Genomic DNA, 26,247 nt, shown 5'->3' with positions numbered 1-26,247 from the left:
GCAACCCGGCCGAGTCCGGCCGCTCCGCAGCCGCACCACCAGGCTGACCACCCATCCCCGCGGGCGGAGGCATCATCGGCATTCCGGGCGGCGCCGACACACCCGGAGCACCTCCCGGCAGACCGGCAGCCCAGTCCTCCGGCTTCACAGCAGGCGGATTGGTCCCCTGCGGATCACCGCTGAGCGGCGCGGTACCGGCGCCCCAGGGCTCGCCGACCCCACCGAGCAACCCGGCCGAGTCCGGCCGCTCCGCAGCCGCACCACCAGGCTGACCACCCATCCCCGCGGGCGGAGGCATCATCGGCATTCCGGGCGGCGCCGCCGCACCGCGGTGGTCATCACCGGTGCCGATGCCGGGAGGCGGGGACACGTCCAACGAGGGAGGCTTCGGCGCAGTGGTGCCGTCAGGCGCGTCGGATCCGCTGCCAGTAGGTGGCTTCACCGACAACGCCGGCGGGTTCGGCACACCGATACCACCGCCTGCGCCGCTGCCGCCACCCGCACCACCTCCGCCGATGGCACCGGGAGGCCTTGAAGCGGACAGTGACGGAGGCGGCAGTGCGCCGCCGATGCCGGGAGGCGGGGACACGTCCAACGAGGGAGGCTTCGGCAGGGCGCCCACGCCGCTGCCACCACCCACACCGGGAGGCGGCGACACTCCCAGCGACGGAGGCGGAGGCAGTTCGCCGAGACCACCGCCACTACCACCGGGTGGCGGGGACACGTTCAACGACGGAGGCTTCGGCAGGGCGCCCACGCCGCTGCCACCACCCGCACCAGGGGGTGGCGAAACTCCCAGCGACGGAGGCTTGTTGCCGCTGCCCCCAGGAAGATCGTCGCTGGGGGGTGGCCCCATCAGTGCGCTCGAGAGCTTCGACAGGTCCGGTCCGCCACCTCCGGGTCCATCACCGCCTCCGGGTCCGGGCGGTTTGGGATTCACCTTGAAGTCGGCCGGGTTCGGCGGCGTCACGCTGTTGGTGTTGTAGCTGTACTGATCGGCGAGAATCCGTACGACGCTCCTCATCGCATTGGTCATCTGAGCCGCGAGCTCACCCTCGATCTTGGCCAGACCGTTGTTCAACGTGACACCGGTGACGGCGATGTACTTGGCGTACTCGTTGTCGAGCCGGATGATGTTCTGCTGCGCCCACTCCAGGAAGTTGCCACTGTTCCAGAGCTGCCGAGGCACGTTGTTCGGACCGGCGAGCTCGCCGCCGTTGATCTGCTCCGCCTTGGCGTGGAGCTTCGCCGCGAACAACAGGTTCATCGAGCGGAAGGCGTCGGCAGCGGGGCCCTTCCACGCTCCGTTCTCACCTGCGAGCGCCTCGGTCTGCAACCTGATGTTGTCACCGACGTAGAGGAGTGCGGCACGCGCACGGTTCAGAACCACGGAGGCACGGCGGATGGAGTCGGCGCTCGGCTGGACGAATCCGCCCGACGAGACGACCGAGGAAGATGCCGAGGCATAGCCGACGACTGCCGTCCGAATCCGTACCCAGTCCCAGCTCTCGAAGTCGCTGTGGTTGGTGGACAGGTGGGCGGGGTCCGGGAAGAGCCCGCCATTCGGGCCGGTCCTGAACCCGTCCTTGTTCAGATCAGACGCCTTGTTGTCAGCCAACCCGTTGCTGATGTCGTCGGCCATCCCGCACACACCCCTGTTGAAGAGAAGGCCTGCCAGGCTGGCAACAACATCCGGCAGACACTGAACGACGTACTGTTTGGAGGTGACGTGACCGACTTCACCCGGCTGTCGGGGCCTGACTCGGTCGTCCTCGCGAAGCTGATCAGCTGGCGGAACCCAAGGTCATGCCAGAGACCTTGGACTGCACGTTGGACACCATCTGAGTGAAGTCGTCGGCGTCCAGTTTGGAGAGTTGGTCAGCCGTCTTGTACTTGCGAACGATGTCATCACACCGTGCAGCGACTTCCTCGACGATCATCTGAGCCTCGACGAACACCTGCCGAGTCGAGGCGATCAGCGTGGTTCCGTCGCCTCCGCTGGACGATCCGGCACCGAACACCTTGGCCTTGAAGTCCATCGCCACGCCGAAATAGCCCGGTTCGAACGAGTTGAGGTCATCCAACTCCGTGATGGCGCCCTTGATCACAGGAATCATCTCTCGGAGGCTGTTGCCGTAGTACTTGACAGCATCGACGTTGATGACCTTGACGTCCTTGCCGGGGTTGTCGACACCGCCGGGTACCTTCGGCGGATCCGGCAGGGGTGGGATCGAACCCTTGTAGATGTCCCAGGGATCGCTGTTGGCCGTGCTGGGATCGGGCGTCCAGTTGGGATCCGGCTTCGCCGGCGCTGGGCCGTCGTCGAGGAAGCGCGTGTCGCCGGTTTTGGGATCTGTGAAAACCCGGCGACCATTGGCGTCCGTGTGGATGAATGCCGACATGAAGTCGCCGTTGTGAGCGCGAGCCATTTGACGCACCTCCTACTTTCGTCCAATGAGGACGGTCAGCTTTGACCCGGCCTCACCCTGCGGTCTGGTCGAGTGACACTCGTGACGAGCCGACCGAACCGACCGAACGGTTCGCGTCGATGCGGTCGGCAGCCGCGAATAAGACACGGACACGGGCACACACGACCGTCACAGCCGACGAGTCACCCGTGATCAACTCCAGCTGTCCGCGATGGCCTTCTCGGTGTTGTCCATGCGGTTCGTGATGTTCTGCAGCGTGTTCGACGCGACCTGCAACGACACGGGCATCGCGTTGGCGGCGTTGTCCCAGCGTGCCTTCCGCGCCTCGTACTGCTGCTTGGAACTGGGCGACTGCCAAGAGCTCAACGACGCCTGCAGATCCGCATGCATCTGGTCGAGCTCGGACTTGACCCGCGAGTTGGCGTCCATCATCTCCGCGGCGACGCTGGCGTTGATGTTGCCGCTATAGGAGTACGTGGGCTGGCTCATGCTTCGATCCCTTTCTGGAGTGTGCGATTCACGCTGTGATTCCCCGGTCACAGACCGTTGAGACCGCCCATGTGGCCGGCCATCGCCGCGGCGCCGTCCGAGGCGTCGCTTTCCGTGTCGATGTCGCTCTTGCCGACGACGCCAGCGCCTTCGTGCATGATCCTGATCATTTCGCCCAGCGCCGTCTCGATCTCCTGGACGTTGTTGAACCAGTTCGACATCGCGTGCCGGTAGGTCGTGGCCGCACTACCGGTGAAGGTGCCGAACAGCGTGCCGATGGAGGCCTCGACCTGATCGCGCTCAGACCTGACGATGCGCAGGGTCTGTTCCATCCGCGCCGCCGCGGCCTCCATTCCCTCCCGGGTAACCGAAGTCTGGGGACTAGACATCGCTACTCAACTCCTCATTGATAATCACGAAGTCCCCAGCCGACATCCTGGAGACCAACAGCAGAACCCGAACACCATTTGAAACAGACGGGAATGAACAACCTGCGTCGCCACTCGCGGCGCCCCACTGAGGACACGGCACCACAACAAGAAGTTCGCCAGTCCTTATTTCAAACGCTACTAGGGGAGACTCAGCTCACGCAATCAGCATGTCCGAAGACAACCCAGTTTCGTGCACTTTCAGACATCAACAGCCGCGTAGCGTCCGTCATGTCCGGTTCACCTCGGCTCGACCAGCGGTTCACCTGCATGAATCCGAAATTCGAGCCATAACGGCTGACGTCTCAAATCGCAAGCGAGGGCACAATGTTCCTCAGTCGTGATACCGGACCGAGCGCAACACGTGCAGGGCCCACTTGTGGTCGTCCGGGTCGCTGTGGAAGACACCGATGCTCAATGCCGTGCCCTGCCGGACGACATGAGCGTAGAAATCATGCTGAGGGTGACCGTCGACCACCGTCTCCAGCCAGAACGCGTGAACGATGTGGTCGTCGGACGGCGTGACCAGGGTCTGTTCCCGAGATACCTCGGGCGCGCCGGCGAGCAGCTCGTGGAGAAATTCGGCAGGAGGGCGTCGCCGAGTGTCCGGCAGCACGTCGACGAACACCGATCGGCCAGGCGCGCCGAACATCCAGTTCGCCTTGTCGAGGCCTGCCGCCATGCCCTCGCCGCGCTCGATGCTCCAGTGCCTGCTGACCCGGACACGGATCGCGACGGGCAACGGATCGGGAAACCAGCTCAGCACGGCTTCGCGGTCCCAGGTCTCGGTCAGCATCCGGCGGAGCATCGGATGATCGGTGTTCATGATCGTCGGAGGCTCATCGGCGGCACGGACCGTGGCCACCACCTCGGCTCCGCGCAACGGCTCGGTCCACGGTCTGAGGTCGTTGCCCAGCCTGCCGTACAGGACGACGTCGTTCCACGAGGAATCACGCCACGCGGTCGTCGCGCGGGCGAAGTCCTCCTGAACGAGCTCCATCCAGGTCATGTACATCAGCACGGTGCCGCCGCTCAACTGCACCGGCAGGAAGCATCGGATGAACGCCTGCCCGGTCTCCAGCCGCAGAAAGGCGGCGTTCGGATCGGTCGATTTCACCGGGACCACACCGTCGGGAAGAGGAGTGGTGAGGTCGATGCGAGCAGGGTTGCTGATCGCGGTGCCGCAGCAGGCGCATTGCTCCGCCGGCGGTGTCGTCACTCCGGACGGCGTGTTTCGCTGCGTCGACGAGTTCGCCGCCTCGGTGGTCACCGGGTGGTCCGATCAGTCCCGTTCGTACCGGGTTCCGGCTTGCTCACGCCGTCTCACGAGAACGCGAGCGCGCATCGACGTCTTCACCATCTGGGCCTTCGGAGACGCCCAGAAGAACGCCGTTCTCGCTCATCTCGTAGTCGACTGACCCCGCGGTCGAGGCGAATCCGTACGTGAGCGCAGCGATCTCGGCGCCGAAAAGCGTGGTCCCACTGCCCCGCATGAGCCTCATCTCCTAGTCAGTTCATCAGAATCCGGAACTACCGCGAATCTCGGAACATCGGAGACCCACGGTCACGTCCCGATCCTGCCGCTTCCCGTCATTTATTCAGAACTGCTCAGATCGCACCAACGCGCATCGCGTACGACACCGCATGCGCACGGTTACGCAGCCGCAAGCGGCTCATCACGTCCTGAATGATCTTCTTGATCGTGCGCTCCGAGTAGTTCAACTCACTCGCGATGCGATTGGTGTCGTACCCGTCGGCCAGTCGCCGAAGCACTTCCACCTCCCTCACCGCCAGTCCACCCGCGCGCATCCCCTGCGACACCAGCAGATCGCATTGAGAGGACCGCACCTCGTCGACGAGCCAGCGCACGAGCAGGTCTGGGACGAGCGACCGTCCGGCGGCACTGACCAGTACCGCCCTCACCACCTGAGCGGAGGTCACCTCACGGTAAGGAAGCACGGTCACCACTCCGGCACCGAAGAGCCGTGGCAGGTGCCGTTCACGCAGCGGACCCGCTATCAAAACGATCCGCTGTCCGATGTTCTCGTCCGTCCGCGCCCGCGCCACCAACTCGTCGACCACGGCATCGGTCATCAACTCGGCCAGCACCACGACCACGTCCGCAGCAGCGAACTCAGCCGCCGCCAGCACGCCAATCTCCTGAGTCGCGGACAGTGCGGTCGTCAGATCTCCCGCCAACCGCGCGTCGCCCGCCAGCACCGACACGGCTACCCGAACAGCCACCTCAGGCAAGACTCCTGCCGCTGCTTGTGAACTCATCACAACCCTCCAACCGGCCAGCTATTCCATGGCAGAGGACAACACAGGTCTGTCAACGCGTCGTCGACGTGCTGTCAACGAACGGAAGGCGGCGTGGACGGCTTGCGGGCAACCGTCCGACCAAGATGCGAAGAACCCTCAGGATTAGCCCGACGGCACCGGACAGGACAGCGAAAACCACAGCTCACAACGGCGAGTCGACACCGTTGACGTCTGCCTTGCCACGTTCATGGGACATCAACAGAACGTTGACAGCCCACTGCTGTACTTCACGCGTAGCGAGACGGAGGTGCGACGTCATGGACGTTTCGAGGTTTGCCGGTGCCAGGCTGCTCGAGGCCGCGGCTGGTGCTCCCGCCGCGGACAACAACATCTCGATCGGGTGGTTGTCCGCGAACCTGGACTCGGTCGCAGCGGTGCTGCACGCGCTGCGAAACACGCAGGGTGCACAGATCCTGGACGCTGCGGACAGGCACCGCTCCGACATCGTGCTAGCCGTCGCTGAAGTGATCGACGACGCCTTCGTCGACGAGCTCACCGCGCTGGCAGACGCGGCTACCCGCCCCCACCAGCGGATCGTGCTGGTGAGCGGACGACTGCAACGCCGGTACCTGCCTCGCCTGTTCCGCGCCGGAGTCGTCTGCGTGCTGGCACACCAAGACGCCACTCCGCGGCGTGTCATCCGCGCGATCTTCGCCTGCGCGCGGGGCGAAGCCGTTCTGCCCGGCCAGCTCACGCGTTGGTTGCTGGACGAGGTCCGATTCGGCCAGCGGGACGTGCTGGCCTCGCAGGACCTGGCTCCGGGCGGCCTCACGCCACGCGAAGTCGAGGTGCTCAAGTACATCGCCGAAGGAGACGAGACCTCCGAGGTGGCCACAAAGCTGAACTACTCGGAGCGCACGATCAAGAAGATCCTCCAAGACATGCTGGTGCGCCTCCGGCTGCACAACCGCGCACACGCCGTCTCCTACGCACTGCGGGTCGGAGCGATCTGACCGCGTCGCACACACCATGTCGCAGGTCGCGGCAGTGACCTGCCTTCCGAATCGGAGGACGTTCCCACAGCGGCACAGCGCGGCCGATCTCCTCACCTCTCGTGGTCCCGACGGGGGAACGCGCACTGAATACTGCCCAGATGGCGTTCGTGCGAACGGCCCATCCGGTCGTAACATGCCCGAATGGCCGCGTTCAACCTGCCGGGAACAAGTGAGAAGACTCCCACGATCGGTGAAGGTCTCGCGCTCTCCATACTCGGGCCGGTGCGGGGGTGGCGCGAAGGCGTGGAGTTCGACGCGGGTTCACCGCAACAGCGGTTGACACTCGCCGTCCTGACCTTGGCCCGCGGCAGGGTCGTACAGGTGTCGGAGATCATCGCCGCGCTGTGGGGTGAGCGGGAACCGCAGGCGGCGCGCGGCACGGTGCGAACCTACGTGCACCGTCTGCGTCGCGTGCTCGACGACGCCACCGGTGCGCGGAACCCATTGCGCTCGAACGGAAACGGCTATCAGCTCGAGATCGACGACCACGCGTCAGACCTGGGGCGATTTCTCGCGGCGCGGCAAGCCGCCGCCGAGGCCAAGGCCGGCAACGATCTCCGGCAGGCGGTCGCGTTGCTACGCGAAGCGACCAGCGAATGGGTGGGTGACGCTCTCGCCGGGCTTCCCGGCGAGTGGGCGGAGACGGAACGGCAACGCCTAAGGCGTTTCCGCGTTCAATCGATCGAAACACTGGCCGAACTCGAACTCGAATTGGGAAACAGCACGGCGGTCGTGGAAGAGCTCACAACCCTCGCCGAGGCCGAACCGCTCCGCGAACGGGTTCATGAACTTCTGATGCTGGCTCTGTACCGCGAGGGCCGACCGGCGGAGGCACTCGCCGTGTTCGAGAGGCTGCGCGTGACACTGCGCGACGAACTCGGCGTGGACCCAGCGCCTTCGTTGCGGGCGCTGCACGAACGCGTCCTCGACGACGACGCCTCGCTGCTACCAGCAGCACCTGAGGCAACCGCGACCGTCGCGCATTCGGTGATCCGTCCCGCGCAGCTGCCGGCCGCCCTGCCCTCGTTCGTCGGCAGGAGAGCCGAGATCCACGAGCTCACCTCGAGGCTCGAAGCCGAACCGGCTCCTCAGGTCGTGGTGGTCCACGGCACCGCGGGCGTCGGCAAGACGACCTTCGCCGTCTATTGGGCGAACCGAGCCGCACCGTCCTATCCGGACGGACAGCTGTACGTCAACCTCCGAGGCTTCGAAGCAGGTGGTGTCGCCAGACAACCGTCGGAGGTTCTCACCGAGTTGCTCGACGCGCTCGGCGTGTCCCCGACGAGCCGACCGACCAGCATCGACTCCCTCACCGCGCTTTACCGCAGTGCGCTGGCCGAGCAACGCGTCCTCATTCTTCTCGACAACGCGCGGACCAGCGCGCAGGTACTGCCGCTCCTGCCGGGAGGCAAGCACTGTCTCGCGCTCGTCACCAGCCGGGTCGAGCTCACCGGTCTAATAGCCACGACCGGCGCGCACGCGCTGAGTCTGGATCTTATGGACGACAAGGAGAGCACCGAGCTCATGGCAACGCGGCTCGGTGCGAGCAGGGTCGCGGCCGAACCCGCAGCCGTCCGCGAGATCGCGGACATGTGCGCACGGCTCCCGCTCGCACTGGCCGTGGTCTGCGCACGCATCGCCAACAACCCAGAGCTCCCGCTCTCCGATGCGATACAACAGCTCACGCTCCACGCGGAGAACCGGCTCGACGCACTCGACGCCGCCGACCCGAGCACCGACCTGCGGTCGCTGTTGTCCTGGTCGTACCGCGCGCTCACAACTGAGGCCGCCCAACTGTTCCGGCGCCTCTCGCTCCTTCCTGGAGCCGAGTTCTCACCTCGCACAGCGGCCAGCCTCGTCGCAGTGCCGCTGAGGCAGGCGACCTCGCTGGTACAGGAGTTGACCGGTGCCTGTCTGCTGGTTCCGCAGCGGGGAAGGTACAGCTGGCACGACCTCCTCCGGGACTACTCCCGGGAGGTGCTCGAGGACAACGAGAACGCCGACGAGATCCGAGCGGCGCAGCACCGGCTGTTCGACCACTACCTCCTGCTCGCGAAGGCCGGCACTGCGGCGATGGATCCCCGCACCACGGACTGCCCGGCGCCGCTCGACGTTTCCCCCGGAGTGCTTCCGGCCAGGGTATTCGACGAACGATCCGCGGTCGCCATGTTCGACGTCACCTACGAGAACATGCTGGGCATCATCCGTCGTGCCACGGAGACCGGATTCGAACAACACGCCTGGCACCTCGCCTGGTTCCTGCGGCGTTATCTCGACCAGTCCGGCCGCATCGATGATCTCAAGACGTGCAACGAGATCGCTCTGCGCGCCGCACAGCGGACTGGAGACCGATGCGGTATCGGCTATGCGTACCGGGGGCTCGCCCGTGCCGCGTGGTGGCACAACGACATAGACACCTGCATGCAGCACCTGGACAATGCCACGAATGCGTTCTCGGAAGCCGGTGATCCGGCGGCAGAGGGCTACACCCTTCGCCAGGCGGTCGGAGTACTGGCCACCGTCGGACGGACCGAGGCCGCGATCGACAGGATCGAGCGGGCACGGCGACTCCTGGGCCACAAGACCCCACCTGATCTCGAATGCGCGTTGCTGAGCCTCACTGCGGAGTGCCTGTTCCAGCAAGAACGGTACGAGGAGGCCATCAACGCCGCACACGTCGCCTGTGACCGCAATCTCGAACTGGGACAACGGGAGGATCTGACCATCGCGCTAACGCTGATCGCCTGTTCGCACGCACACCTGGGCGACTTCCGCGCCGCCGTTCCGTTCATGGAGGAGGTCCTGAGGATCAAGCGCGGCTACGACGACTTCGTCGGGCCCAACTACGCGGCGAGCCTGCGGGGACAGCTGACCATCGAAATGATCCAGTTCGGCCGTGTCCTCTTCGCCGCCGACGACTCCGACCGAGCCGAGCAGGTGCAACGGGAGGCTCTGCACCGACTTCGGGCCGAACTGGCGGAGACCTGGTCGGCCGCAGACCTGGACCCCTCGGGTCGCGACCGGGACGCGATCCTGACGGACCTCGATGCGCTGCTGGCCGTCGACCAGCCGGACCACGACTGGCACGCCGCCTGCGAGGAGATCTTCCATCGAGCCGACAAGGTCACCAACTCACTCGGAACCATTCACTGGCTGATCAAGTTCCCTCCGATGCAGCCGCGATGAGACCGGTGCCCGGCCGGGCACTGTCACGGCCGGGCACCGACACCTACTTGGTAGACCCTGCCAGCACGCCCTGCACGAAGTACCGCTGGAAGATCAGGAACACGCCCAGCGGTACCACCATGGACAAGAAGGCACCGCTGGCCAGCAGGTCGATGTTGGTGCCGAACTGACGCAGCTGTCCCCTCAGAGCGACGGTGATCGGCGCCGAGTCCTGATCTGCGAAGATCAGTGCCACCAGTAGATCGTTCCAGACCCACAGGAACTGGAAGATCGCCAGCGAGGCGAGCGCCGGCTTCGCGACCGGGAGAACGACCTTCCGGAAGATCACCCATTCCGTCGCGCCGTCCATCCTCGCCGCCTCGACCAGATCCTTGGGGATCCCGCTGAAGAAGTTGCGCAGAAGGAAGATCGCGAACGGCAGGCCGAAGGCGACGTGGAACGCCACCACACCCGTGATCGTGCCGAACAAGTCCAACGCACCGAACAGCTTCGCGACGGGGATCAACGCGACCTGCACCGGCATCACCAGTAGCGCGACAACCACTACAGTGAGCCAGATCCTGCCGGGAAACTCGATCCACGAAAGACCGTACGCCGCGAGCGCCGCAAGGACGACCACGAGAACCGTTGAGGGCACGGTGATGTAAACCGTGTTGAGAAACGACTGCAGCACAGTCGCGTTGCCCATGAGGTCGACGTAGTTGTCCAGTGTCAGATCGGCGGGCTTGGTGAAGATCGTCCACCAACCTGACTCGCTGTTCGCCCGCTCGCCGCGAAACGACGCGATGAACAGGCCGAACACCGGCATCAGCCAGAACAGGGCGACCAGTGCGAGCACGACCTGGACCACACCGTTGCCCAGGCCTGCCACAGCGCGCGACAGCACACCTCTGGCCGGAGCCCCTGACACGCTCAAGTCGATGACCCGACGCTCTTCGACAACCGAAGTGCTCACATCTGCTCCCGTCGGAATCGGCGGATGTTGAACAACATCGCGGGTGCGACCAGTAGGAACAGCAGCACGGCGAGCGCGCTACCCGTTCCCTGGTCACCACCGGAACCGAACGAGACCTGCCACATCTGCAGCGCCAGCACGTTCGCCTCCTCCTGGACCGAACCCGGTGCGATGACGAACACGAGCTCGAAGATCTTCAGCACGTTGATCACCAGCGTGACGAACACGACCAGCAGCACCGGGGCCAGCAACGGCACCGTCACCCGCTTGAACACCTGCCACTCCGTCGCACCGTCCACTCTCGCCGCCTCGAGCGCATCCCTCGGGATGGCCGCCAGTCCTGCGGCGATGAAGGTGATCGCGAAGCCGGTCATGATCCAGATCCAGGATGAGATGATCACCGGCGTGATCAGGACGGGTCCCAGCCAGGTCACACCTCGGAAGGGCAACGCGAAGCTCTCCGGCGACAGCCTCAACAGGTAGTCACGATCGGCAAGGTCCGGAAAGGTGAACGTGCCGTCGGAACCCGTTGTGGTGCGCGCGGCCACTGCCCCGTCAGCCACGGCTTCTACTGCGACGCCCGGTAGCCCGCGCTCGCCCGCGTCCATCTTCGCCGCAAGACCACCCGCGGACACGTCCAGCCACACCGTGCCGCGAAGTTCACCCGGCACCGAAGCAGGTGCCTTCGCTCCCACAGCGGCGTCAGGAAGCTGTTGCGCCGCGAAACCCACCACAGGAATGGTGATGACGTCGCCCGGCCGGTACGACGAGGTGGTCGTGGTGAAGCCGCCTGGTGTCGCAACGAGTGGTGTGCCCTCTCGCGGACGTGCGCCGGGGTACGGCGAGGGCGCAGAGACCAAGTCGTGAACGCCGACCGCGACCGCGTTGACGATGCCCTTGTCCGGGTCTTCGTCGTAGACGAGCCGAAAGATGATTCCGGAGGCGAACAGCGAAATAGCCATCGGCGTGAACAGCACCACGCGGAACGCCGTCGCCCATCGCACTCTCTCGGTCAGCACCGCGAACACCAGTCCGAGACTGGTGACCACAGCCGGCGCCACCACCACCCAGATGACGTTGTTCTTGAAGGCCGTCAGCGTTCGTTGGTCGGTGAACAGGTTCACGTAGTTGCTCAGGCCAACGAACTCATCACCTGAGCGATCGAAGAAGCTGCGCACGACCGAGTACAGCAACGGGTACACGAGCAGCGCCGCGAGCAGCAGCAGTCCCGGCAGCAGGAACGGGATCGCGTGCCGCGGTGATCGGCCTGGAATCGGGTCAGGCCGCACGCGCCTTCGCGAAGGCTTGACGGCCGTCGTCATGCGGTGAACGCCTTCACTGCCTCGGCTTCCAGCCGCTGCATCGTCGCGTCGATGCTCGCCGGGTTCGCCAGGAAGTCCTGCAACGCCTTCCACTCCCCCGCACCCTTCGTTCCGCCGAACGCGGCGGGAGCGAGGTCGGACATGTCGAAGCGCACGTTGTCCCCGGCCTTCACGAGCTGCTGAGCGAGCTCCCGGGTCACGTCATCGGGGTAGACAGCCGCAGACACATTCTTGTTGGGGGACAGGAACCCCCCGATTCCGGCCCACACCTCGGCGGCTTCGGCGGAAGCGAGATACTCCATGAACGCGGTGGTGGCCGCGTCGTCCTTGAACTGCACTGCCATGTCACCGCCGGCGACCACGGCGTCCTTGCTGCCGGCCACCGATGGGAAGGGGAAGAACTTCGCTTCCGTTCCCAGGTTCGCGGAAGTGTTGGCCGAGATGACGCCCGACACGAAGTCACCTTCGAACACCATGGCGGCGTTCCGCTGACTGCCGAACACGTTGGTGACCGACTTCGCGAACTCCGTCTGCAGAGCGCCCGCTGATCCACCCTCGACGAGTTGCGGGGCACCGAAAAGCTGGGCCAGTGCCTGCAGCGCAACGCGCACGGTCGGGTCGGTCCACGGGATCTCGTGCCTGCTGAGCTTGTCGTAGTTCTCGGGTCCGGCGGTGCGCAGGTACACGTTCTCGAACCAGTCCGTCAGCGTCCACCCGTCGGCACCGGCGACGGACACCCCTGCGGTTCCAGTTTCGGAGATCGTGCCCGCTACCGCGAGGAACTCTTCCCAGGTCTTCGGCACGCCGACTCCCGCCAATGCGAACGCGGCGTCGCTGTACCAGACCGTCGACTTGTTGGCAGACTTGAAGTAGACACCGTAGAGCTGCCCGTTGAAACTGCCGAGCTGCTTCCACACCCCGGCGTAGTTCGCTTCGACCGCAGTGGCCACGCTCGAAGCGACCGGCTTCAGCTTGCCATCGGCGGCAAACCGCGCGACGAGACCAGGCTGGGCCACCAGAGCGACGTTCGGCGCCGTGCCGCCCTGCAGGCGGGTCTCCAGCACGGTCGGCAACTCGTCACCCGCCGGCGTGTACTTCACCTCGACGCCGGTTTTCTCCTCGAACTTCTCGGCGACCTGGTCGAAGCGCGCCTGCTCGTCACCGGACCAGGTGCCGACGACCTCCACCGTCTGTCCGCGGAGGTCGTCCTGGGAAGGCGCGCCACCCGAACACCCGGCCACCGAGAGCACTGTGGCGATCACTGTGATTCCGAGGATTCTCATAGCTGTTCTCCTGAAGTGGTCCAGATCGATGAGCCGGTCACCGGGTCGAAGAAGTGCAGGCGCGAGGTGTCGACCCACACCGCGATCTGCTGGCCCTCGTAGACGTTGGTACGGGGTGAGAACCGTCCGACCAGAACAGTTCCCTTGGACGGCGCCGGCAGATCCGCGGTACCCGCGTCCTCCGCCAGCAGGCGGGTGTCTTCCGTGTTCACCGGAAGTGCGTCGATCGGTAGGTGCACGAGCACGTCGGAACCCATCGCCTCCACCAGATCGGCCACGGAGTGCAGGAGCTGCCCTTCCTCTGCGGCGGCGAGGGAAGCGTCCTCCATGTCCTCCGGCCGAATCCCGAGGATCACTTCGCGGCCGGCGTAGTCGGCGAGAGCAGGACGCGCGTGCACCACGGAGTCCGGTACCAGCAACGCGTCGGAGTTCAACGACGCCCAGTACCGTCCGTTTATCTTGTCCAGCCGCGCCGTCACCAGGTTCATCCCAGGCGATCCGACGAAACCGGCGACGAACAGGTTCACCGGCCGGTCGTAGAGCTCCTGCGGCGGTCCGACCTGTTGCAGCACACCACGTTTCAGCACAGCCACGCGGTCGCCGAGGGTCATCGCCTCGGTCTGGTCGTGCGTCACGTAGACAGTCGTCACGCCGAGATCACGCTGGATCCTCGCGATCTGAGCGCGCATCTGCACTCTCAGCTTGGCATCCAGATTGGACAGTGGCTCGTCCATGAGGAACACCTGCGGAGCGCGCACGATCGCACGACCCATGGCGACTCGCTGCCGCTGGCCTCCGGAGAGGTTCCGGGGCTTGCGATCCAGGTGCTCGGAAAGTTCCAGCGCCTCCGCGACCTCACGTACGCGCTCGTCGATCTTCTCCTTCGACAGCTTGCGCAACGTCAGGCCGAAAGCGATGTTGTCGTAGACGTTGAGATGCGGGTAGAGCGCATAGGACTGGAAGACCATTGCGACGTCACGATCCCGTGAGGGAACATCGTTGACGACACGTTCGCCGATCCGGATGGTGCCTTCGCTGACGTGCTCGAGACCCGCGATCATTCTCAGCGCCGTGGTCTTGCCGCAACCAGACGGGCCGACGAGGACCAGGAACTCGCCGTCACGGATGTCGAGGTTGAGATCTTCCACGGCGCGGGTGCCGTCCGCGTACGCCTTGCCGAGCCCGGTGAGGACTACTTCAGCCACACCTTCTCCTCGTTCTCTCACCGACCGGAGCGGTCGGTGAGAGAAAGGTAGACGGGCGTTCCTTAATAGACCCTTAAGCACGGAACACGGTTCAACCCATTCGCAACACGGAGAAGACGAAGTGTTAACGGGCGCATAGGCTCCGGGTATGTCCTCTGAGCCGGCGGCATCGCGATGAAGCGCGAAATGACGAGACAACTGTTCCTGGCGACAGGCCTCGTCGCCTTGACAGTCGTGTGCGCGGCATCCGCTCTCCTGCTCCTGGACGACGTCCGAGAAGCTTCTGCGGCCGACCGCCAGGACATCACGACGGTGGCGGCAGTCGCAGCGGTGACCACCGACCCGGATCATCTTCGCTCAGCGGTAGCGCGTACCAGGGCCGGGGCGGACGGCAGGATCGCCGTTCACCTCATCAGCGGCGACGTCATCGGTTCGGGCCGGGCCACCCAGGCGGAGGTGGCCGCGATGACAACAGGCGCGCCGGCTCCGTCATCTTGGCGAGTGCTGCCGGGCCGTGCCGTCGTCGAACTGACGAGCTCCGCGGCGGTGGTTGGCACCACGACGGTGGTGGAGATCGGGCTGCTCGCCGCTGTTGCGGTGATCGTGTGCCTCATGGCGGTCCTGCTGTGCCGCAGGAGGTTCGCGCCCCTGCTGCAGGACGTCTGGACGGTCGCCAAGGCCGTGCGGACCGGTGTCAAGCTCAGCCGCGCTACCGGTTCACCCGAACTCGCCGAACTCATCGCGGCGGTCAACGAGGCAGCCGATCGCGCGGACCTCCTGATGGAGAACGAAAGGGAGATGATCGCCGATGTCTCGCACCGGCTGCGCACACCTTTGACCGCATTGCGGCTGGATGTCGAGAAGCTCGACGATAGCGTGGTGGCGAACCGGATCCGCAGCGCGGTGCGCACTCTGGACCGCGACGTGGATCTGATCATCAAGTCACTGCGGCCGACCGAGCAGACCCGTTCGCCCAGCTGCGATCTCTCGGCGGTCGTGCGGGCGCGGATGGAGTTCTGGGCCGTGCGCGCCGAAGATCAGCACCGGTGGTGCGAGTCCTCCGTGCCCAACCGGTCGATGCCGGTCGAGCTGGAGGCTGACGTACTCGCCGCGGCGGTGGACACTGTGCTGGACAACGTCTTCCAACACACTCCCGAGGGATCCTCCATCGCGGTCGAGGTTGTTGTGCACGAAGGCTGGATCACGCTCGCGGTCGAGGACGGTGGCCACGGTATCTCCAGTCCCGTGGACGTGGTGCGGCGCGGGCACAGTGGAGGAGGGTCGACCGGACTGGGACTCGCGATAGCGCGCTCCGCAGCCGAATCGACCGGCGGATCCCTCCACGTGGAACGCGGCAGACTGGGCGGCGCACGGATCAGGTTGCGCTTCAGTGAGGCGAAAAGACCAAAACTCGAGACAGGCCCACGCGCGTGGCGGCTCTGGCACCGAGAGCGCTGACAACCCGCGCGTGGCATCGCATCCGACAGGCGACACGGGGACGCCACGTGTTCTCGACGCGAGCGCACGCCCCGCCGTGTGTGAGCATAGGCCGGGCCCCGGCGAGCGTGCGTCCAGGAAGGTGCCCGCCGCTCTGGAAGAGGTGTGAGCGACGGGCACCACCTCGTGCGTGCCGGGGGTGAGAGCCGCACGAGATTCCGGTAGGCGGCGGGAGCGCCTACGCCGGCCGACGAGGGTTCACCGCGCTCGACCGGAGATTATCCGCATTCGCAGCGGATGACTTTCGAGGTTCACTCTAGACTTTGATCTACGACACAACCATGCACTGCAAGCAAAATTGGGGCGCAGGGGCAAATTAACGTGCATCGAGAGGCAGTCCCACTTTTGCTCAAGAGCAGTCACGTGCTTGTCTGCGCCCCAGCGTGTTCATTTTGGGTGGAGGATTCAGTGACGGCTGTAACGGCGACTTCTTGCGATACCAGATCAACGCCGGTACAGGCGTTGCCGGTAGAACTCCGGCAGGAGCTGATCGCTCTTGCCCGCACGCCGCACCTGTTGGTCGCGTGCGACTACGACGGCACGCTGGCCCCGATCGCGAGTACGCCGGACGAGGCGGTTCCCGACCTGAGGTCTGTCGCAGCATTGCGCTCGCTCGCGGGCCTGCACGAGACGACCTGCGCCGTGATCTCCGGCCGCGCATTGCGCGATCTGGCCACCCTCTCCCGGCTGCCCGGCGAAGTCCATCTCGTCGGCTCGCACGGGTCGGAGTTCGACGTCGGCTTCGTCCACGCGCTGCCACAGCGAGCCCGTGATGTGCTCGCTGAGCTGCATCGCGAACTCGACGCGCTGGCCAGGGTCACGCCAGGCGCCCTGATCGAACTCAAGCCTGCCGGCGTCGCGGTGCACTACCGCAACTGTGCGGAGTCGGTGGCACAACGAATGCTGAAGGTGCTGGAGGCCGGCCCGCGCGCCAGGTTGGACGTGCAGGTGACCGAAGGCAAGGCCGTCATCGAGTTCTCCGTCGTCGAGACCGACAAGGGCCGTGCCCTCGACACCCTGCGGCACCACGTCGGTGCCACCGCGGCGATCTTCCTGGGCGACGACGTGACGGACGAGAAGGCGTTCGCGCGCCTGTCCGGCCCGGACGTCGGCATCCGCGTGGGTGCCGGCGAGTCGCTGGCCGAGCACTACATCGGCGACCCGTCCGACGTGGCGACGGTGCTGGCGTTCCTCCTGGAGGAGCGCCGCGCGTGGCTGCACGGCGACCAGGCCGTGCCGATCGAGCGCCTGACCATGCTCGCCAACGAGCGTTCCGTCGCCCTGGTGACGCCGGACGCCAAGGTCAACTGGCTGTGCCACCCCGAACCGGACTCCGCGGCGATCTTCGCGGACCTGCTCGGCGGCCCCGCCGCGGGCCACTTCTCGATCAAGCCGGAACACGGGTCGCTGCCACTGGGCCAGCGCTACCTGCCGGGCACGATGATCGTGGAGACCCGCTGGTCGCGTTTGCTGGTGACGGACTACCTGGAGCACGACGTCGCCTCGCACCGCACCGACCTGGTGCGGCGGATCTCCGGTTCGACCAACGCGGTGATCACGTTCGCGCCGCGCCCCGAGTTCGGCCAGGTGCCCGTGCGACTGCTGCGCGAGCGCGACGGCCTGCGCGTCGTCGGCACCTCGGACCCGATGGTGCTGCGCTCCCCCGGTGTCGACTGGGACATCACCTCGGACGGCCTGCAGGAGACCGCACGCGCCGTGGTCCGCCCACGCGAGGGTGCGCCGGTGTTGCTGGAGCTGCGTTGCGGCACCGACGACATCTCCGAGCACGCCGTGGACGAACCGACACGACACCTACGCGCGACGAGCTACTGGTCGGATTGGGCAGCGAACCTCACGTTGCCGGCGACCGAGCCCGAACTGGTGCTGCGCTCGGCGCTCACCCTCCGGGGGCTCGTGCACGTCCCGTCCGGGTCGATCATGGCAGCGGCCACCACGTCACTGCCCGAAGAGCTCGGCGGCGTCCGCAACTGGGACTACCGCTACTGCTGGCTGCGCGACGGCGCGATGACCGCCGCCGCACTCGTGTCGGTGGGCTCCTACGCGGAGGCCGACGGCTTCCTGGCGTGGCTGCACGGCGTCCTGGAGACCATCCCGGGCCCGGAGCGGCTGCACCCGCTGTACACGCTGCAGGGCACCCAGCTCGGTGCCGAAGCCGTCATCGAGTCGCTGCCCGGCTACGCCGGCTCCCGTCCGGTCCGCGTGGGCAACCTCGCGAACCAGCAGGTGCAGCTCGACGTGTTCGGCCCGGTGGTCGACCTGGTCGTGCAGCTGGCCACGGCCCGCGGCTCGCTCTCGGACGCCGACTGGTCGATGGCAGGGGCGATGGCCGAGGCCGTCTCACGGCGCTGGCACGAGCCCGACCACGGCATCTGGGAGGAGCGGCACGCGCCGCGCCACCACGTGTACTCGAAGGTCATGTGCTGGCTGACGATCGACCGGACGATCAAGCTCGGCGAACAGTTCGGCCGTGAGCTCGACCCGTCGTGGGTGCCGCTGCGCGACACGATCGCCACGGACGTGCTGAAGAACGGCTGGAACGACGAGGTCCAGTCCTTCACCACGGCCTACGACGGCGACGACCTCGACGCCGCCTCCCTGTTCGTGGGCCTGTCCGGGCTCATTGATCCTGCGGATGAGCGCTTCCAGTCGACCGTCACGGCCATCGAGGCGGAACTGCGGTCCGGTTCCACCGTCTACCGCTACCGCCGCGACGACGGCCTGCCGGGCGACGAGGGCGGCTTCCACCTGTGCGCCGCCTGGATGATCGAGTCGTACCTGCTCACCGGTCGCCGCACCGAGGCCGAGGAACTGTTCGGCCAGATCGTCGCAGCCGCGGGCCCCACCGGCCTGCTGCCCGAGGAGTACGACCCGATCGCCGAGCGCTCGCTGGGCAACCACCCGCAGGCGTACTCGCACCTGGGCCTGATCCGCTGCGCCCAGCTGCTCTCCAGCTGAACGATCGCGGCTGTCAAGACGGTCCTCCGATCATTTCGACAGCCGCCGGCTCACAGCAGTCCGGTACGCACGGTGCTCGCAACCGCCTCACAACGGTTGCGAGCACCGCACCTCTTGACCGCCTGTTGTATCTGACTGAGTACGGTGCGTTGAGACAACGAATTCTTCGTGGCGATCTCGCGAATTTCCCAGCCGCACGCAACCAGGTTCAACAGTTCGATGTCACGACGATTCAGAACCGTTCTCGGACGACGAACCGCCGAACGAAGCTCCTCCAGGTCCATCATGAGCGAATCTTCATCGGCAATCACACCGCGTGCGTGTTCCTCCGCAGCCGCGATCACTGCGGCGACCAGTACCTCCCGGCTCATCGTCGCTCGCTGCAGGAGCCGCATGACTCGTGCCTCAGCCGCCTCGGCGACGAGCTCGTCGGCCACGTTGTCGAGGGCGAGCACCACCACCGCTCCCGCTCGCCGTGCTGTTTCTCCCAACTGCTTGAGAAAAGGTCCGTCGGCCAGCCCGGTGACAGCCACATGCACATCGGCGGCGGCATCACAGAGCTCCGGCACGAACCCGATCTCCGGATGCGACGACAGCCAACTCGCCACTCCTGCGGCGACGATCTGCTCGTTTTCCGGCAACCGCACCCGAATCACTCGGAATCACCTTCCACGCTCACACCGGCTCGTTGTGTCTCGGCGGATACCAATCCATGCCCTTCCAGTCCGCAGGTACCGATGCGACGCCTCCCGGGCCTGAGCGGCAGGCAATATCTCATCACGACCGTTCACGTGGCCGGTCGCTCGTCTCCGACCACCTTGACGCGAGGTAGCATGCATTCCGTTCTGCTCGTCGAGGACGACGACAGCATCAGAGCTGCTCTGCACAACGCGTTGACCGACCGACGGTTCTCCGTCATCGCGGTCAGCACCGCGGCGGAAGCGTTGCGGAAGGTCGCATCCACCCAACTGGACATCGTGTTGCTGGACCTCGGCCTTCCCGATCTGGACGGAACCGCCGCACTGCGCATGATTCGCGGCATCAGCTCAGTTCCAGTGATCATCGTGACCGCACGTCGCGGAGAGATCTTCGTCGTCCAACTGCTCGAGGCCGGGGCGGACGACTACGTGGTCAAACCGTTCTCCGCCGATCACCTCGTCGCGCGAATGCGTGCGCTCCTGCGTCGGGCGTCTCCTGCCGCGGTGCAGGAACACCACGTCGTTTCGGCCGGAGGACTGCGGATCGATCTGCTCGAGCGCAGCGTGCTCCTCCACGAACAGCACCTTGACCTGACCCGCAGAGAGTTCGACCTGTTGGCGTACCTCGCTGAGCGCCCCAACCGCGTCGTCCCCAGAAAGGAGTTGTGCGAGAAGGTCTGGTCGAACTCGGAGCGAGCCAGTGACCAGACCATTGACACGCATCTTTCGTGGTTGCGGCGCAAGCTCGGCGAGACCGCCGCGAACCCGCGCTATCTACACACCGTCCGCGGTGTCGGCGTGAAACTCGTCGCTTCGTCCTGACGCCGGTCAGATGACACCGGCTCGCGCCGCGTAAGCGACCGCATGCACGCGGTTGCGGAGGTTCAGCCGACTGATCATGCCCTGGATGATGTTCTTCACCGTTCGTTCGGAGTACCACAGCGCATCCGCTACTTCAGTGCTGTCCATGCCGTTCGCCAGCAGGGTCAGCACGTTGATCTCCCGAGGCGTGAGACCAGAACTCGTCAGTCCATTGGGAAGCAACACCTTCTCGTGCAACTGGTGCACCTGTTCGAGGAGTGGTCCGATCAGCTTCTCTGGAAGCCTCCCCATTCCCGCAGCCACAACCTTGACCGCCTGAACAAGACTGTCAACGGTCGCCTGTTGCAGGGGCAACACCGCCCTCACGCCGCACTCGACCGCTCCCAGCAACTGTGCTTCCCGGATGTCTCGCACCACGAGGACGACAGGCTTCGCCAACGCGGGCGTCTTCTCCCGCAGAGCTCGCAGATCGGCGATCTGCAGGTGATCATGCGCCACGACGAGTACCGCAGCGTCGTGCCACCGTTCCACGGGAAGCGGTTCGACGCCGACCTGTCCTCGTAGCAATGCCAGTACTCCTTCGCGCAGCACAGGAGTACTGGCATGCACAGCAACCGCGGTCGGTTCCACTCAACAGCCTCCTCGCAGTCTGCGTCCACCGCATAGTGCGGGAGTTCTTCTTAAAACGTCCTTAACAGAGATTCACGACTGGCAGGTAACATCCCGGCCGCTTCAAACGCGCGACTACTCGGCGATACCGCGCTCCGCGTGACGTTCAGTCTCGAAGCTCCGAAGCACCAGGCTCGCGTGAAACGCCATCGCTTCCCCGTCACCGCGCTCAACGGCCGCGATCAGCTCCTCCACCGAGGCCACTGATGCCAGGAGGTCCATGACCTCCTCCGCTCGCTTGTAGCGGTGCTGCCGCACGAGTTCGTGATGTACCTCCAACAACAGAACGTCCTCCGCAGAACGGGGTTCCGGGGGAACTGCCATCGCAGCCGTCCTTTTCACACAGTGAACATGACATTGCTGACCTCAACGGCTGAAGACCAGTGCCCAATCGCTTCACCCCTGAACGACTGTGGCCGAAAACGTTCCGTGTCAACGGATGCAAGCCGTCGGACGTCATGTCCCAACTTCGGCTCCACCCTCACCCGATGAGAAGACGTTCGCGACTGGGCCGCGCCGGCCGCGCAGTGGCAGCCCTCAAGGCGAACGGTGTCGCGGCAGTGACAGCGGCCAGGACAGCTGCGGCGCACGGAAACCAGCGGTGAGCAGGATCCGGTGCACAGAACCAGCTCGCGCCGCGCGACGCCGAGGCGACCAACAGAGGCAGGCGCAGCGAGACGGGCACGGTCAGATAGCGCACACCGAAAGGCATCTGGTGCTGACCGAACACCGCGCCGTCGGCTTCCGCCAAGAACGTGACCCGCTTATCAGGGCTTCTTGTGAACAGCGCCGCCGTGCGGGTGCCATTGTGCTCCAACGCTTCCCGCACACGCGCTGCACGGTCCAGAGGGACCTCGAAGGCCACAACACCACACCCCAGCGGCAGGAGAACCGCGTCTCCGGCCACACCGACCGGCCAGAAAAGGCGCTCACGGTACCAAGCCGCGGCGCTCACGACCGCGACGGACAACGCTGGCTGCATCGATGGGCTCCTTCGGTCGCAGAGCCCTCAGTGCAGCATCCGGAGAGGCTGCGACTGAACCGTCAGCGCGCGACGATGTCCGAAAGGACCTCAAAACTCAACCGATACGCCCTGCACACGGGCTTCTCGGTAACCAATCGGGCAATCCATGCGTGCCGAATGCCGTCGCGACGGACTTTCCAGAACTCTCCCGCGTCGGAAACTCGAGCGGCGTGACTCCATCGAGCTCTCGCGCGGCTTCCACTTTGCGATCCCGAAGCTGCAGCCAGGCAGAATCACTCCACATTCCAGCCGGCCCAGCACCTGCGCAACTCTGGTTCCGCAGCGGCCGCACGGGGCCACAACCGAATGCGGTAGTAGTCGTCACCATACGATCCCTCATCCGCGAGTTCCGTGAAGCCGGCACCCGAGACGCGCGCCCGATAAGCTCCGGCTGGAATCTCCTGGGCGAACTCGCTGCTGTCACCACCCGGCATGAGCACGAGCTTCCCGTCCGGCACGTCCAGGTCCACGTCCACCTCGTGCTGCCACCGCTCGGTGTCCGAGTCCGGCTCTGCAGGCCATACTTCGACCCGCACAGGAACACCCTCGTTCCACGTCCCGGGGGTGATCAGGTCGATCATGCCCGGCGCGGCTCCCACATAGCGTCCGGAGTCGATTCCGTCCTCGTACGCGACCTCAAAGTCATCCGGTTCGGCGATCTCATCACTAAAGATGAAGATCTGAGAATGACCGACAGGCACCTTGAGATCGAAGATCAGATCAGCGGATTGCACACTCGACATTCAAAAAACCCTAGAGCAAGCCACCCGCACACGCTTCTCACTGAAACCTTGGAATTCCCCTGGATGCACAAAATCCCTCCCTTCTGCACCACCGACGGCGTCGATGCCCGCCGGGAGATGATCAGGATTCGAAACGCTTCGCCTCGATCTGAAGGAAGGACGAGAAACCCAGCTCCCCGGCGAGGTCGACCACGCCGCGGAAGGCGTCCCAACCCAGGACACACCAAGCTTCGGTCGCAAGTTGGGCTTCGATGGCGCGGTCGACCTCGCGCATCACAGCGAGGTAGCGACGATCAGCCCGGTCGAACGAGTGGTCGGACGAGGACGGAGCGGCAAGCTCGATCCGCAAGGTCCGCAATCCCTCGGCCAGAGCGACGGACGCCTTCTCATGATCGCCAAGTCGGCACAGGAGGTCTGCGAGCCTCCACAGCCCGACCGTCAGACACTGCCGTGCGCTGGGGTGGTCGAACTCCGTTGCTGTAGCCCACGCACGTGCCACCCCGCAGTATTTCTCGAACGCCTCGACCGCAGCCATGTCGTCGCCGATTTTTTCCCGCGCGACACCGGTGATGTAGTGGCTGGCGAGTTCGGGGAAAACCGAACCGTCAGCGACATATCTCCCGTCCGAACGGGAGGCCGTTCGTGCGGTTTCGATCGCCTTCTCGTATTCGCCGAACCCCAGCTCACAGAGCGCGATCGTGGCGAGGACTTTCTGCGCCTCACCTTCCCTGCCCTCCTCTACGAACAGGGAATGTGCCTTCCTCGCGGCTGCCAGGCCTCCCACGAAGTCGCCGCTGTACGCACGGGCAGCGGCCTCCTGCCGGTGAGCGTGTCCCTGGGTGAGACGCAGTTCCGCGGCAGCGAAGGCCGTCACAGCCGCGGCGGTGTGCCTGTTGCTGATGGTGATGTGCCCCTGCTCGAACGCCAGTCGAGCGAGCAAACGGTGCGCATATCCGATGCCCTCCTGGTCGTTGACGCGCTGAGCCGCCTCAAGTGCGAGCTCGCTGACCAGCAGCAGGTCGGCGGTGTAGCCCAACCAGAAGAGGAACCGCCGCAGGTACCAGGCGAGCCGCCACGCGTGCGACTCGAACCCGTTCTCAGCCGCCCACCGCACCGAACTGACGAGCGCGAGGTGCTCCGCCCCGAACGCTTCCAGCGCGGTTCCCGTGGCGCCCGGCTCACCGTCCTGGGAGTTGGCTACTGCGGCAGGCAACCGCGGCAGGTCGTCGTGGTTGTCCAGCTGAAGTGCGCAATGGTGAGCGAAGGCCAGGTAGTGATCAAGCAGCCGTGCCCAGGCGACGCGGTGCTGTTCCTCCCCGTCCTTCTCGGCGAACAGTTCCGCGGCGAGCATCTTCAGCAGATCATGGCAACTGAACCTGCCGTCGCCCGTTTCGACGAGCAGGTGCGCCACCTTGAGCTCGTGCATCAGCTCCGAGACCGCAGCATGGGAAAGCCCGGTGAGACCCATCGCGGCGCCGACGCTCACGGACGGACCCGGCACGACGGAGAGCAGCCTGAACAGTCTCGCGGCGGGCGGCGAGAGCTCGCGATACGACCACGAGAGCACCGAGCGCACATCTCCGCCCAGATCGTCCGGCCCGAGGCCGAAGGAGTCCGGCCGGGCGGGACCGGCATCGGCAAGTCGCTCGGCGAGCTCTGACATCCGCAGTCCCGGGCTGCCCGCGGCACGGGCGCACACGATGGCAAGCGCCAGGGGAAGTCGTGCACACAGAGCGGCGATCTCCCTGGCCGCGGTCGGCTCCGCGGTGATCCTGCGCTCTCCGAGTCTGCGAGTCATCAACTCAACGGCTTCGTGCTCGTCCGGCAAGTCCAACCCGACGGTCGCCGCGTCGGCTCGCGCCGTCACCCCGTTCAGCTCTCGGCGACTGGTGATCACCACCACGCTCCCGTGAGCATCCGGCAACAGCGGGAGCACCTGGCCGCTGTCGCTCACGTTGTCCAGCAGGACGAGCATCCGGCGCCCGGCCAGCGCACCGCGGTACCGCGCCGCGAGCACGTCGCGACCCGCGGTGGCGTCCGCGTTCGGATACCCGAGTGCGGCGAGCAGCTCGCAAAGAATCTCCGCGGGATCTCTCGCGGCCCCGCCCGCGTCGAACCCGCGGAGGTCGGCGAACAACTGACCGTCGGGAAAGTCGTCAGCGACCTGATGGGCCCAGTGGACGGCGAACGTGGTCTTGCCCACGCCGGCTGTGCCCTGTACGACCAGCACCCTGGCGCCCGCGGTCTCGTAGTGTTCGTCCATCGCCTTGAGTTCAGCGGCACGACCTGCGAACACCGCGACGTTCAAAGGCAACTGGGCGGGGCGGGGCACGGACGCCCGCGTGCTGAACCGCGGCTGCGGCTCAGAAGCGACGTACGACGTCAGCTCGGGATCCGACCTCAGCACCCGGTGGTACATCTCGCGCAACGCCGGGCCGGGGTCGACGCCGAGTTCCGCCCGCAAGGCCGTGCGCACGCGCTCGTAGACGCTCAGGGCCTCCGCCGGCCGCCCTGATCGGCACAACGCCAGCATCAGCAGCTCATGCACTCGTTCACGCAACGGCTGGGCCTCGCAGATCGCGGCCAGTCGTTCCAGGAGCCTGGTGCGCCCGCTCAGCCGAAGCTCCAGATCGGCGAGTGCTTCGACAGCCTGGATTCCTTGGTGCTCCAGTCGCCGCCGTTCTTCGCGTTCCCACTCGCCGGACATTCCCGCCAGCGGCACTCCTCGCCACTCGTCGAGGGCCTTGTGCAACAACTCCGCGGCACCGTGGAGATCTCCGCTGCTGTGCGCCTCGCCCGCCTGCTGGACAAGTGTCCTGAACCGTCCGTGGTCGACGTCCTCCTCGCTGACCCGCAACTGATAGCCGTTCGCCACCGAGCACAGCGGGGTCTCGTCACCGTCACCGAGGATCTTCCGGAGCCGGTGGACGTAGGTCCGCACCGTTCCCCGTGCCGCGCGGGGCTCGTCGCCTGGCCAGAGAACGTGACTGATGTTCGACACGGACAATGTCCGCTTGCGACCGAGGAGGAGCACCGCCAGTGTCAGCCGTTGCTGCGGCGAACCGAGGTCCAGTTCCTCTCCGTCCCGCCACACCCGCACCGGCCCCAGCACGCTGAACACCAGCCCGGGGAGGCGACGCGCACTCGCCGCGACATCAGAACCCATGACCACAGAGTGACTCCAATAGCCAGCCGAACGAACCG

Annotated in this window: 21 protein-coding genes and 1 pseudogene; 6 read left to right on the top strand and 16 right to left on the bottom strand. The window is 65.7% G+C overall.

Annotation, left to right across the window (positions count from 1 at the left end; all coding sequences use genetic code 11):
• From ACH413_RS33370 to ACH413_RS33350, 5 genes and pseudogenes are all read right to left on the bottom strand, one after another.
• Positions 1-1,642 (bottom strand): annotated as a pseudogene (locus tag ACH413_RS33370) (hypothetical protein); the annotation flags it as partial.
• A gap of 142 nt (positions 1,643-1,784) precedes the next feature.
• On the bottom strand, positions 1,785-2,429 hold the full coding sequence (locus ACH413_RS33365; protein WP_360047690.1) for a hypothetical protein: 645 nt from the start codon (positions 2,427-2,429) through the stop codon (positions 1,785-1,787).
• A gap of 192 nt (positions 2,430-2,621) precedes the next feature.
• Positions 2,622-2,918, bottom strand: a complete 297-nt coding sequence (locus ACH413_RS33360) for a WXG100 family type VII secretion target (protein ID WP_360047688.1) — start codon at positions 2,916-2,918, stop codon at positions 2,622-2,624.
• Positions 2,919-2,965: 47 nt separating this feature from the next.
• Positions 2,966-3,307, bottom strand: coding sequence for a WXG100 family type VII secretion target (locus ACH413_RS33355; RefSeq protein ID WP_360047686.1), 342 nt, complete (start codon positions 3,305-3,307; stop codon positions 2,966-2,968).
• Positions 3,308-3,680: 373 nt separating this feature from the next.
• Positions 3,681-4,565, bottom strand: a complete 885-nt coding sequence (locus ACH413_RS33350) for a DUF2199 domain-containing protein (RefSeq protein WP_360047750.1) — start codon at positions 4,563-4,565, stop codon at positions 3,681-3,683.
• On the opposite strand from ACH413_RS33350, the gene ACH413_RS33345 reads away from it, so the two are divergent.
• On the top strand, positions 4,501-4,764 hold the full coding sequence (locus ACH413_RS33345; protein WP_360047752.1) for a hypothetical protein: 264 nt from the start codon (positions 4,501-4,503) through the stop codon (positions 4,762-4,764). The genes ACH413_RS33350 and ACH413_RS33345 overlap by 65 nt on opposite strands.
• Positions 4,765-4,954: 190 nt before the next feature.
• Here ACH413_RS33345 and ACH413_RS33340 read toward each other — a convergent pair whose 3' ends face one another.
• Entirely contained in the window at positions 4,955-5,590 is a 636-nt protein-coding gene (locus ACH413_RS33340) for a LuxR C-terminal-related transcriptional regulator (protein WP_360047748.1), read from the bottom strand.
• A gap of 335 nt (positions 5,591-5,925) precedes the next feature.
• On the opposite strand from ACH413_RS33340, the gene ACH413_RS33335 reads away from it, so the two are divergent.
• Positions 5,926-6,621, top strand: coding sequence for a response regulator transcription factor (locus tag ACH413_RS33335; RefSeq protein ID WP_360047685.1), 696 nt, complete (start codon positions 5,926-5,928; stop codon positions 6,619-6,621).
• A 183-nt stretch (positions 6,622-6,804) separates the two neighbouring features.
• Entirely contained in the window at positions 6,805-9,849 is a 3,045-nt protein-coding gene (locus tag ACH413_RS33330; protein WP_360047683.1) for a BTAD domain-containing putative transcriptional regulator, read from the top strand.
• Positions 9,850-9,892: 43 nt separating this feature from the next.
• Here ACH413_RS33330 and ACH413_RS33325 read toward each other — a convergent pair whose 3' ends face one another.
• From ACH413_RS33325 to ACH413_RS33310, 4 genes are read right to left on the bottom strand one after another with little or no spacing between them, the layout of a single operon-like run.
• Positions 9,893-10,804 (bottom strand): carbohydrate ABC transporter permease, encoded by a 912-nt coding sequence (locus ACH413_RS33325; RefSeq protein ID WP_360047681.1) that lies wholly within the window; start codon positions 10,802-10,804, stop codon positions 9,893-9,895.
• A complete protein-coding gene (locus ACH413_RS33320; protein ID WP_360047679.1) occupies positions 10,801-12,126 on the bottom strand; it encodes an ABC transporter permease subunit in 1,326 nt (441 codons plus the stop codon). The genes ACH413_RS33325 and ACH413_RS33320 overlap by 4 nt, the downstream gene beginning before the upstream one ends.
• On the bottom strand, positions 12,123-13,409 hold the full coding sequence (locus ACH413_RS33315; protein ID WP_360047677.1) for an ABC transporter substrate-binding protein: 1,287 nt from the start codon (positions 13,407-13,409) through the stop codon (positions 12,123-12,125). Before ACH413_RS33315 ends, ACH413_RS33320 begins: the two co-directional genes overlap by 4 nt.
• On the bottom strand, positions 13,406-14,614 hold the full coding sequence (locus ACH413_RS33310) for a sn-glycerol-3-phosphate ABC transporter ATP-binding protein UgpC (protein WP_360047676.1): 1,209 nt from the start codon (positions 14,612-14,614) through the stop codon (positions 13,406-13,408). Before ACH413_RS33310 ends, ACH413_RS33315 begins: the two co-directional genes overlap by 4 nt.
• Before the next feature lie 186 nt (positions 14,615-14,800).
• Between ACH413_RS33310 and ACH413_RS33305 the strand changes: the two genes are divergently transcribed.
• The gene (locus tag ACH413_RS33305) at positions 14,801-16,072 is read left to right on the top strand and encodes a HAMP domain-containing sensor histidine kinase (protein WP_360047675.1); all 1,272 of its coding nucleotides are present in this window, start codon (positions 14,801-14,803) and stop codon (positions 16,070-16,072) included.
• Positions 16,073-16,573: 501 nt separating this feature from the next.
• A complete protein-coding gene (gene otsB / locus ACH413_RS33300) occupies positions 16,574-19,087 on the top strand; it encodes a trehalose-phosphatase (RefSeq protein ID WP_396425395.1) in 2,514 nt (837 codons plus the stop codon).
• A gap of 50 nt (positions 19,088-19,137) precedes the next feature.
• On the opposite strand, the gene ACH413_RS33295 is transcribed toward otsB, so the two are convergent.
• On the bottom strand, positions 19,138-19,743 hold the full coding sequence (locus ACH413_RS33295) for a LuxR C-terminal-related transcriptional regulator (RefSeq protein ID WP_360047398.1): 606 nt from the start codon (positions 19,741-19,743) through the stop codon (positions 19,138-19,140).
• A gap of 177 nt (positions 19,744-19,920) precedes the next feature.
• On the opposite strand from ACH413_RS33295, the gene ACH413_RS33290 reads away from it, so the two are divergent.
• Positions 19,921-20,607, top strand: coding sequence for a response regulator transcription factor (locus ACH413_RS33290; protein WP_360047399.1), 687 nt, complete (start codon positions 19,921-19,923; stop codon positions 20,605-20,607).
• Between the two features lie 6 nt (positions 20,608-20,613).
• Here ACH413_RS33290 and ACH413_RS33285 read toward each other — a convergent pair whose 3' ends face one another.
• From ACH413_RS33285 to ACH413_RS33265, 5 genes are all read right to left on the bottom strand, one after another.
• Positions 20,614-21,237, bottom strand: coding sequence for a response regulator transcription factor (locus ACH413_RS33285; RefSeq protein WP_360047400.1), 624 nt, complete (start codon positions 21,235-21,237; stop codon positions 20,614-20,616).
• A 114-nt stretch (positions 21,238-21,351) separates the two neighbouring features.
• Positions 21,352-21,600, bottom strand: a complete 249-nt coding sequence (locus tag ACH413_RS33280; RefSeq protein WP_360047401.1) for a hypothetical protein — start codon at positions 21,598-21,600, stop codon at positions 21,352-21,354.
• Between the two features lie 157 nt (positions 21,601-21,757).
• On the bottom strand, positions 21,758-22,258 hold the full coding sequence (locus ACH413_RS33275) for a hypothetical protein (protein ID WP_360047402.1): 501 nt from the start codon (positions 22,256-22,258) through the stop codon (positions 21,758-21,760).
• A 275-nt stretch (positions 22,259-22,533) separates the two neighbouring features.
• Complete coding sequence (locus ACH413_RS33270) at positions 22,534-23,043, bottom strand: hypothetical protein (protein ID WP_360047403.1); 510 nt, start codon at positions 23,041-23,043, stop codon at positions 22,534-22,536.
• 121 nt (positions 23,044-23,164) lie between these two features.
• Positions 23,165-26,209 carry a BTAD domain-containing putative transcriptional regulator gene (locus ACH413_RS33265; protein WP_360047404.1) on the bottom strand — a complete coding sequence of 1,015 codons (3,045 nt, stop codon included), beginning with the start codon at positions 26,207-26,209 and terminating at the stop codon, positions 23,165-23,167.
• Positions 26,210-26,247: the final 38 nt, after the last annotated feature.

This window comes from Lentzea sp. NPDC020367 (assembly GCF_044387305.1).
In the GTDB taxonomy this organism is placed as follows: Bacteria; Actinomycetota; Actinomycetes; order Mycobacteriales; family Pseudonocardiaceae; genus Lentzea.
This window is presented reverse-complemented; position numbering and strand designations above follow the sequence as displayed.

Bases quoted from the DNA above. Each gene is read 5' to 3' on its own strand.
- ACH413_RS33365 (WP_360047690.1), bottom strand. From the start codon at position 2,429: ATGGCTCGCGCTCACAACGGCGACTTCATGTCGGCATTCATCCACACG.
- ACH413_RS33360 (WP_360047688.1), bottom strand. From the start codon at position 2,918: ATGAGCCAGCCCACGTACTCCTATAGCGGCAACATCAACGCCAGCGTC.
- ACH413_RS33355 (WP_360047686.1), bottom strand. From the start codon at position 3,307: ATGTCTAGTCCCCAGACTTCGGTTACCCGGGAGGGAATGGAGGCCGCG.
- ACH413_RS33345 (WP_360047752.1), top strand. From the start codon at position 4,501: ATGCGAGCAGGGTTGCTGATCGCGGTGCCGCAGCAGGCGCATTGCTCC.
- ACH413_RS33335 (WP_360047685.1), top strand. From the start codon at position 5,926: ATGGACGTTTCGAGGTTTGCCGGTGCCAGGCTGCTCGAGGCCGCGGCT.
- ACH413_RS33330 (WP_360047683.1), top strand. From the start codon at position 6,805: ATGGCCGCGTTCAACCTGCCGGGAACAAGTGAGAAGACTCCCACGATC.
- ACH413_RS33320 (WP_360047679.1), bottom strand. From the start codon at position 12,126: ATGACGACGGCCGTCAAGCCTTCGCGAAGGCGCGTGCGGCCTGACCCG.
- ACH413_RS33315 (WP_360047677.1), bottom strand. From the start codon at position 13,409: ATGAGAATCCTCGGAATCACAGTGATCGCCACAGTGCTCTCGGTGGCC.
- ACH413_RS33305 (WP_360047675.1), top strand. From the start codon at position 14,801: ATGACGAGACAACTGTTCCTGGCGACAGGCCTCGTCGCCTTGACAGTC.
- ACH413_RS33290 (WP_360047399.1), top strand. From the start codon at position 19,921: ATGCATTCCGTTCTGCTCGTCGAGGACGACGACAGCATCAGAGCTGCT.
- ACH413_RS33280 (WP_360047401.1), bottom strand. From the start codon at position 21,600: ATGGCAGTTCCCCCGGAACCCCGTTCTGCGGAGGACGTTCTGTTGTTG.
- ACH413_RS33275 (WP_360047402.1), bottom strand. From the start codon at position 22,258: ATGCAGCCAGCGTTGTCCGTCGCGGTCGTGAGCGCCGCGGCTTGGTAC.
- ACH413_RS33270 (WP_360047403.1), bottom strand. From the start codon at position 23,043: ATGTCGAGTGTGCAATCCGCTGATCTGATCTTCGATCTCAAGGTGCCT.
- ACH413_RS33265 (WP_360047404.1), bottom strand. From the start codon at position 26,209: ATGGGTTCTGATGTCGCGGCGAGTGCGCGTCGCCTCCCCGGGCTGGTG.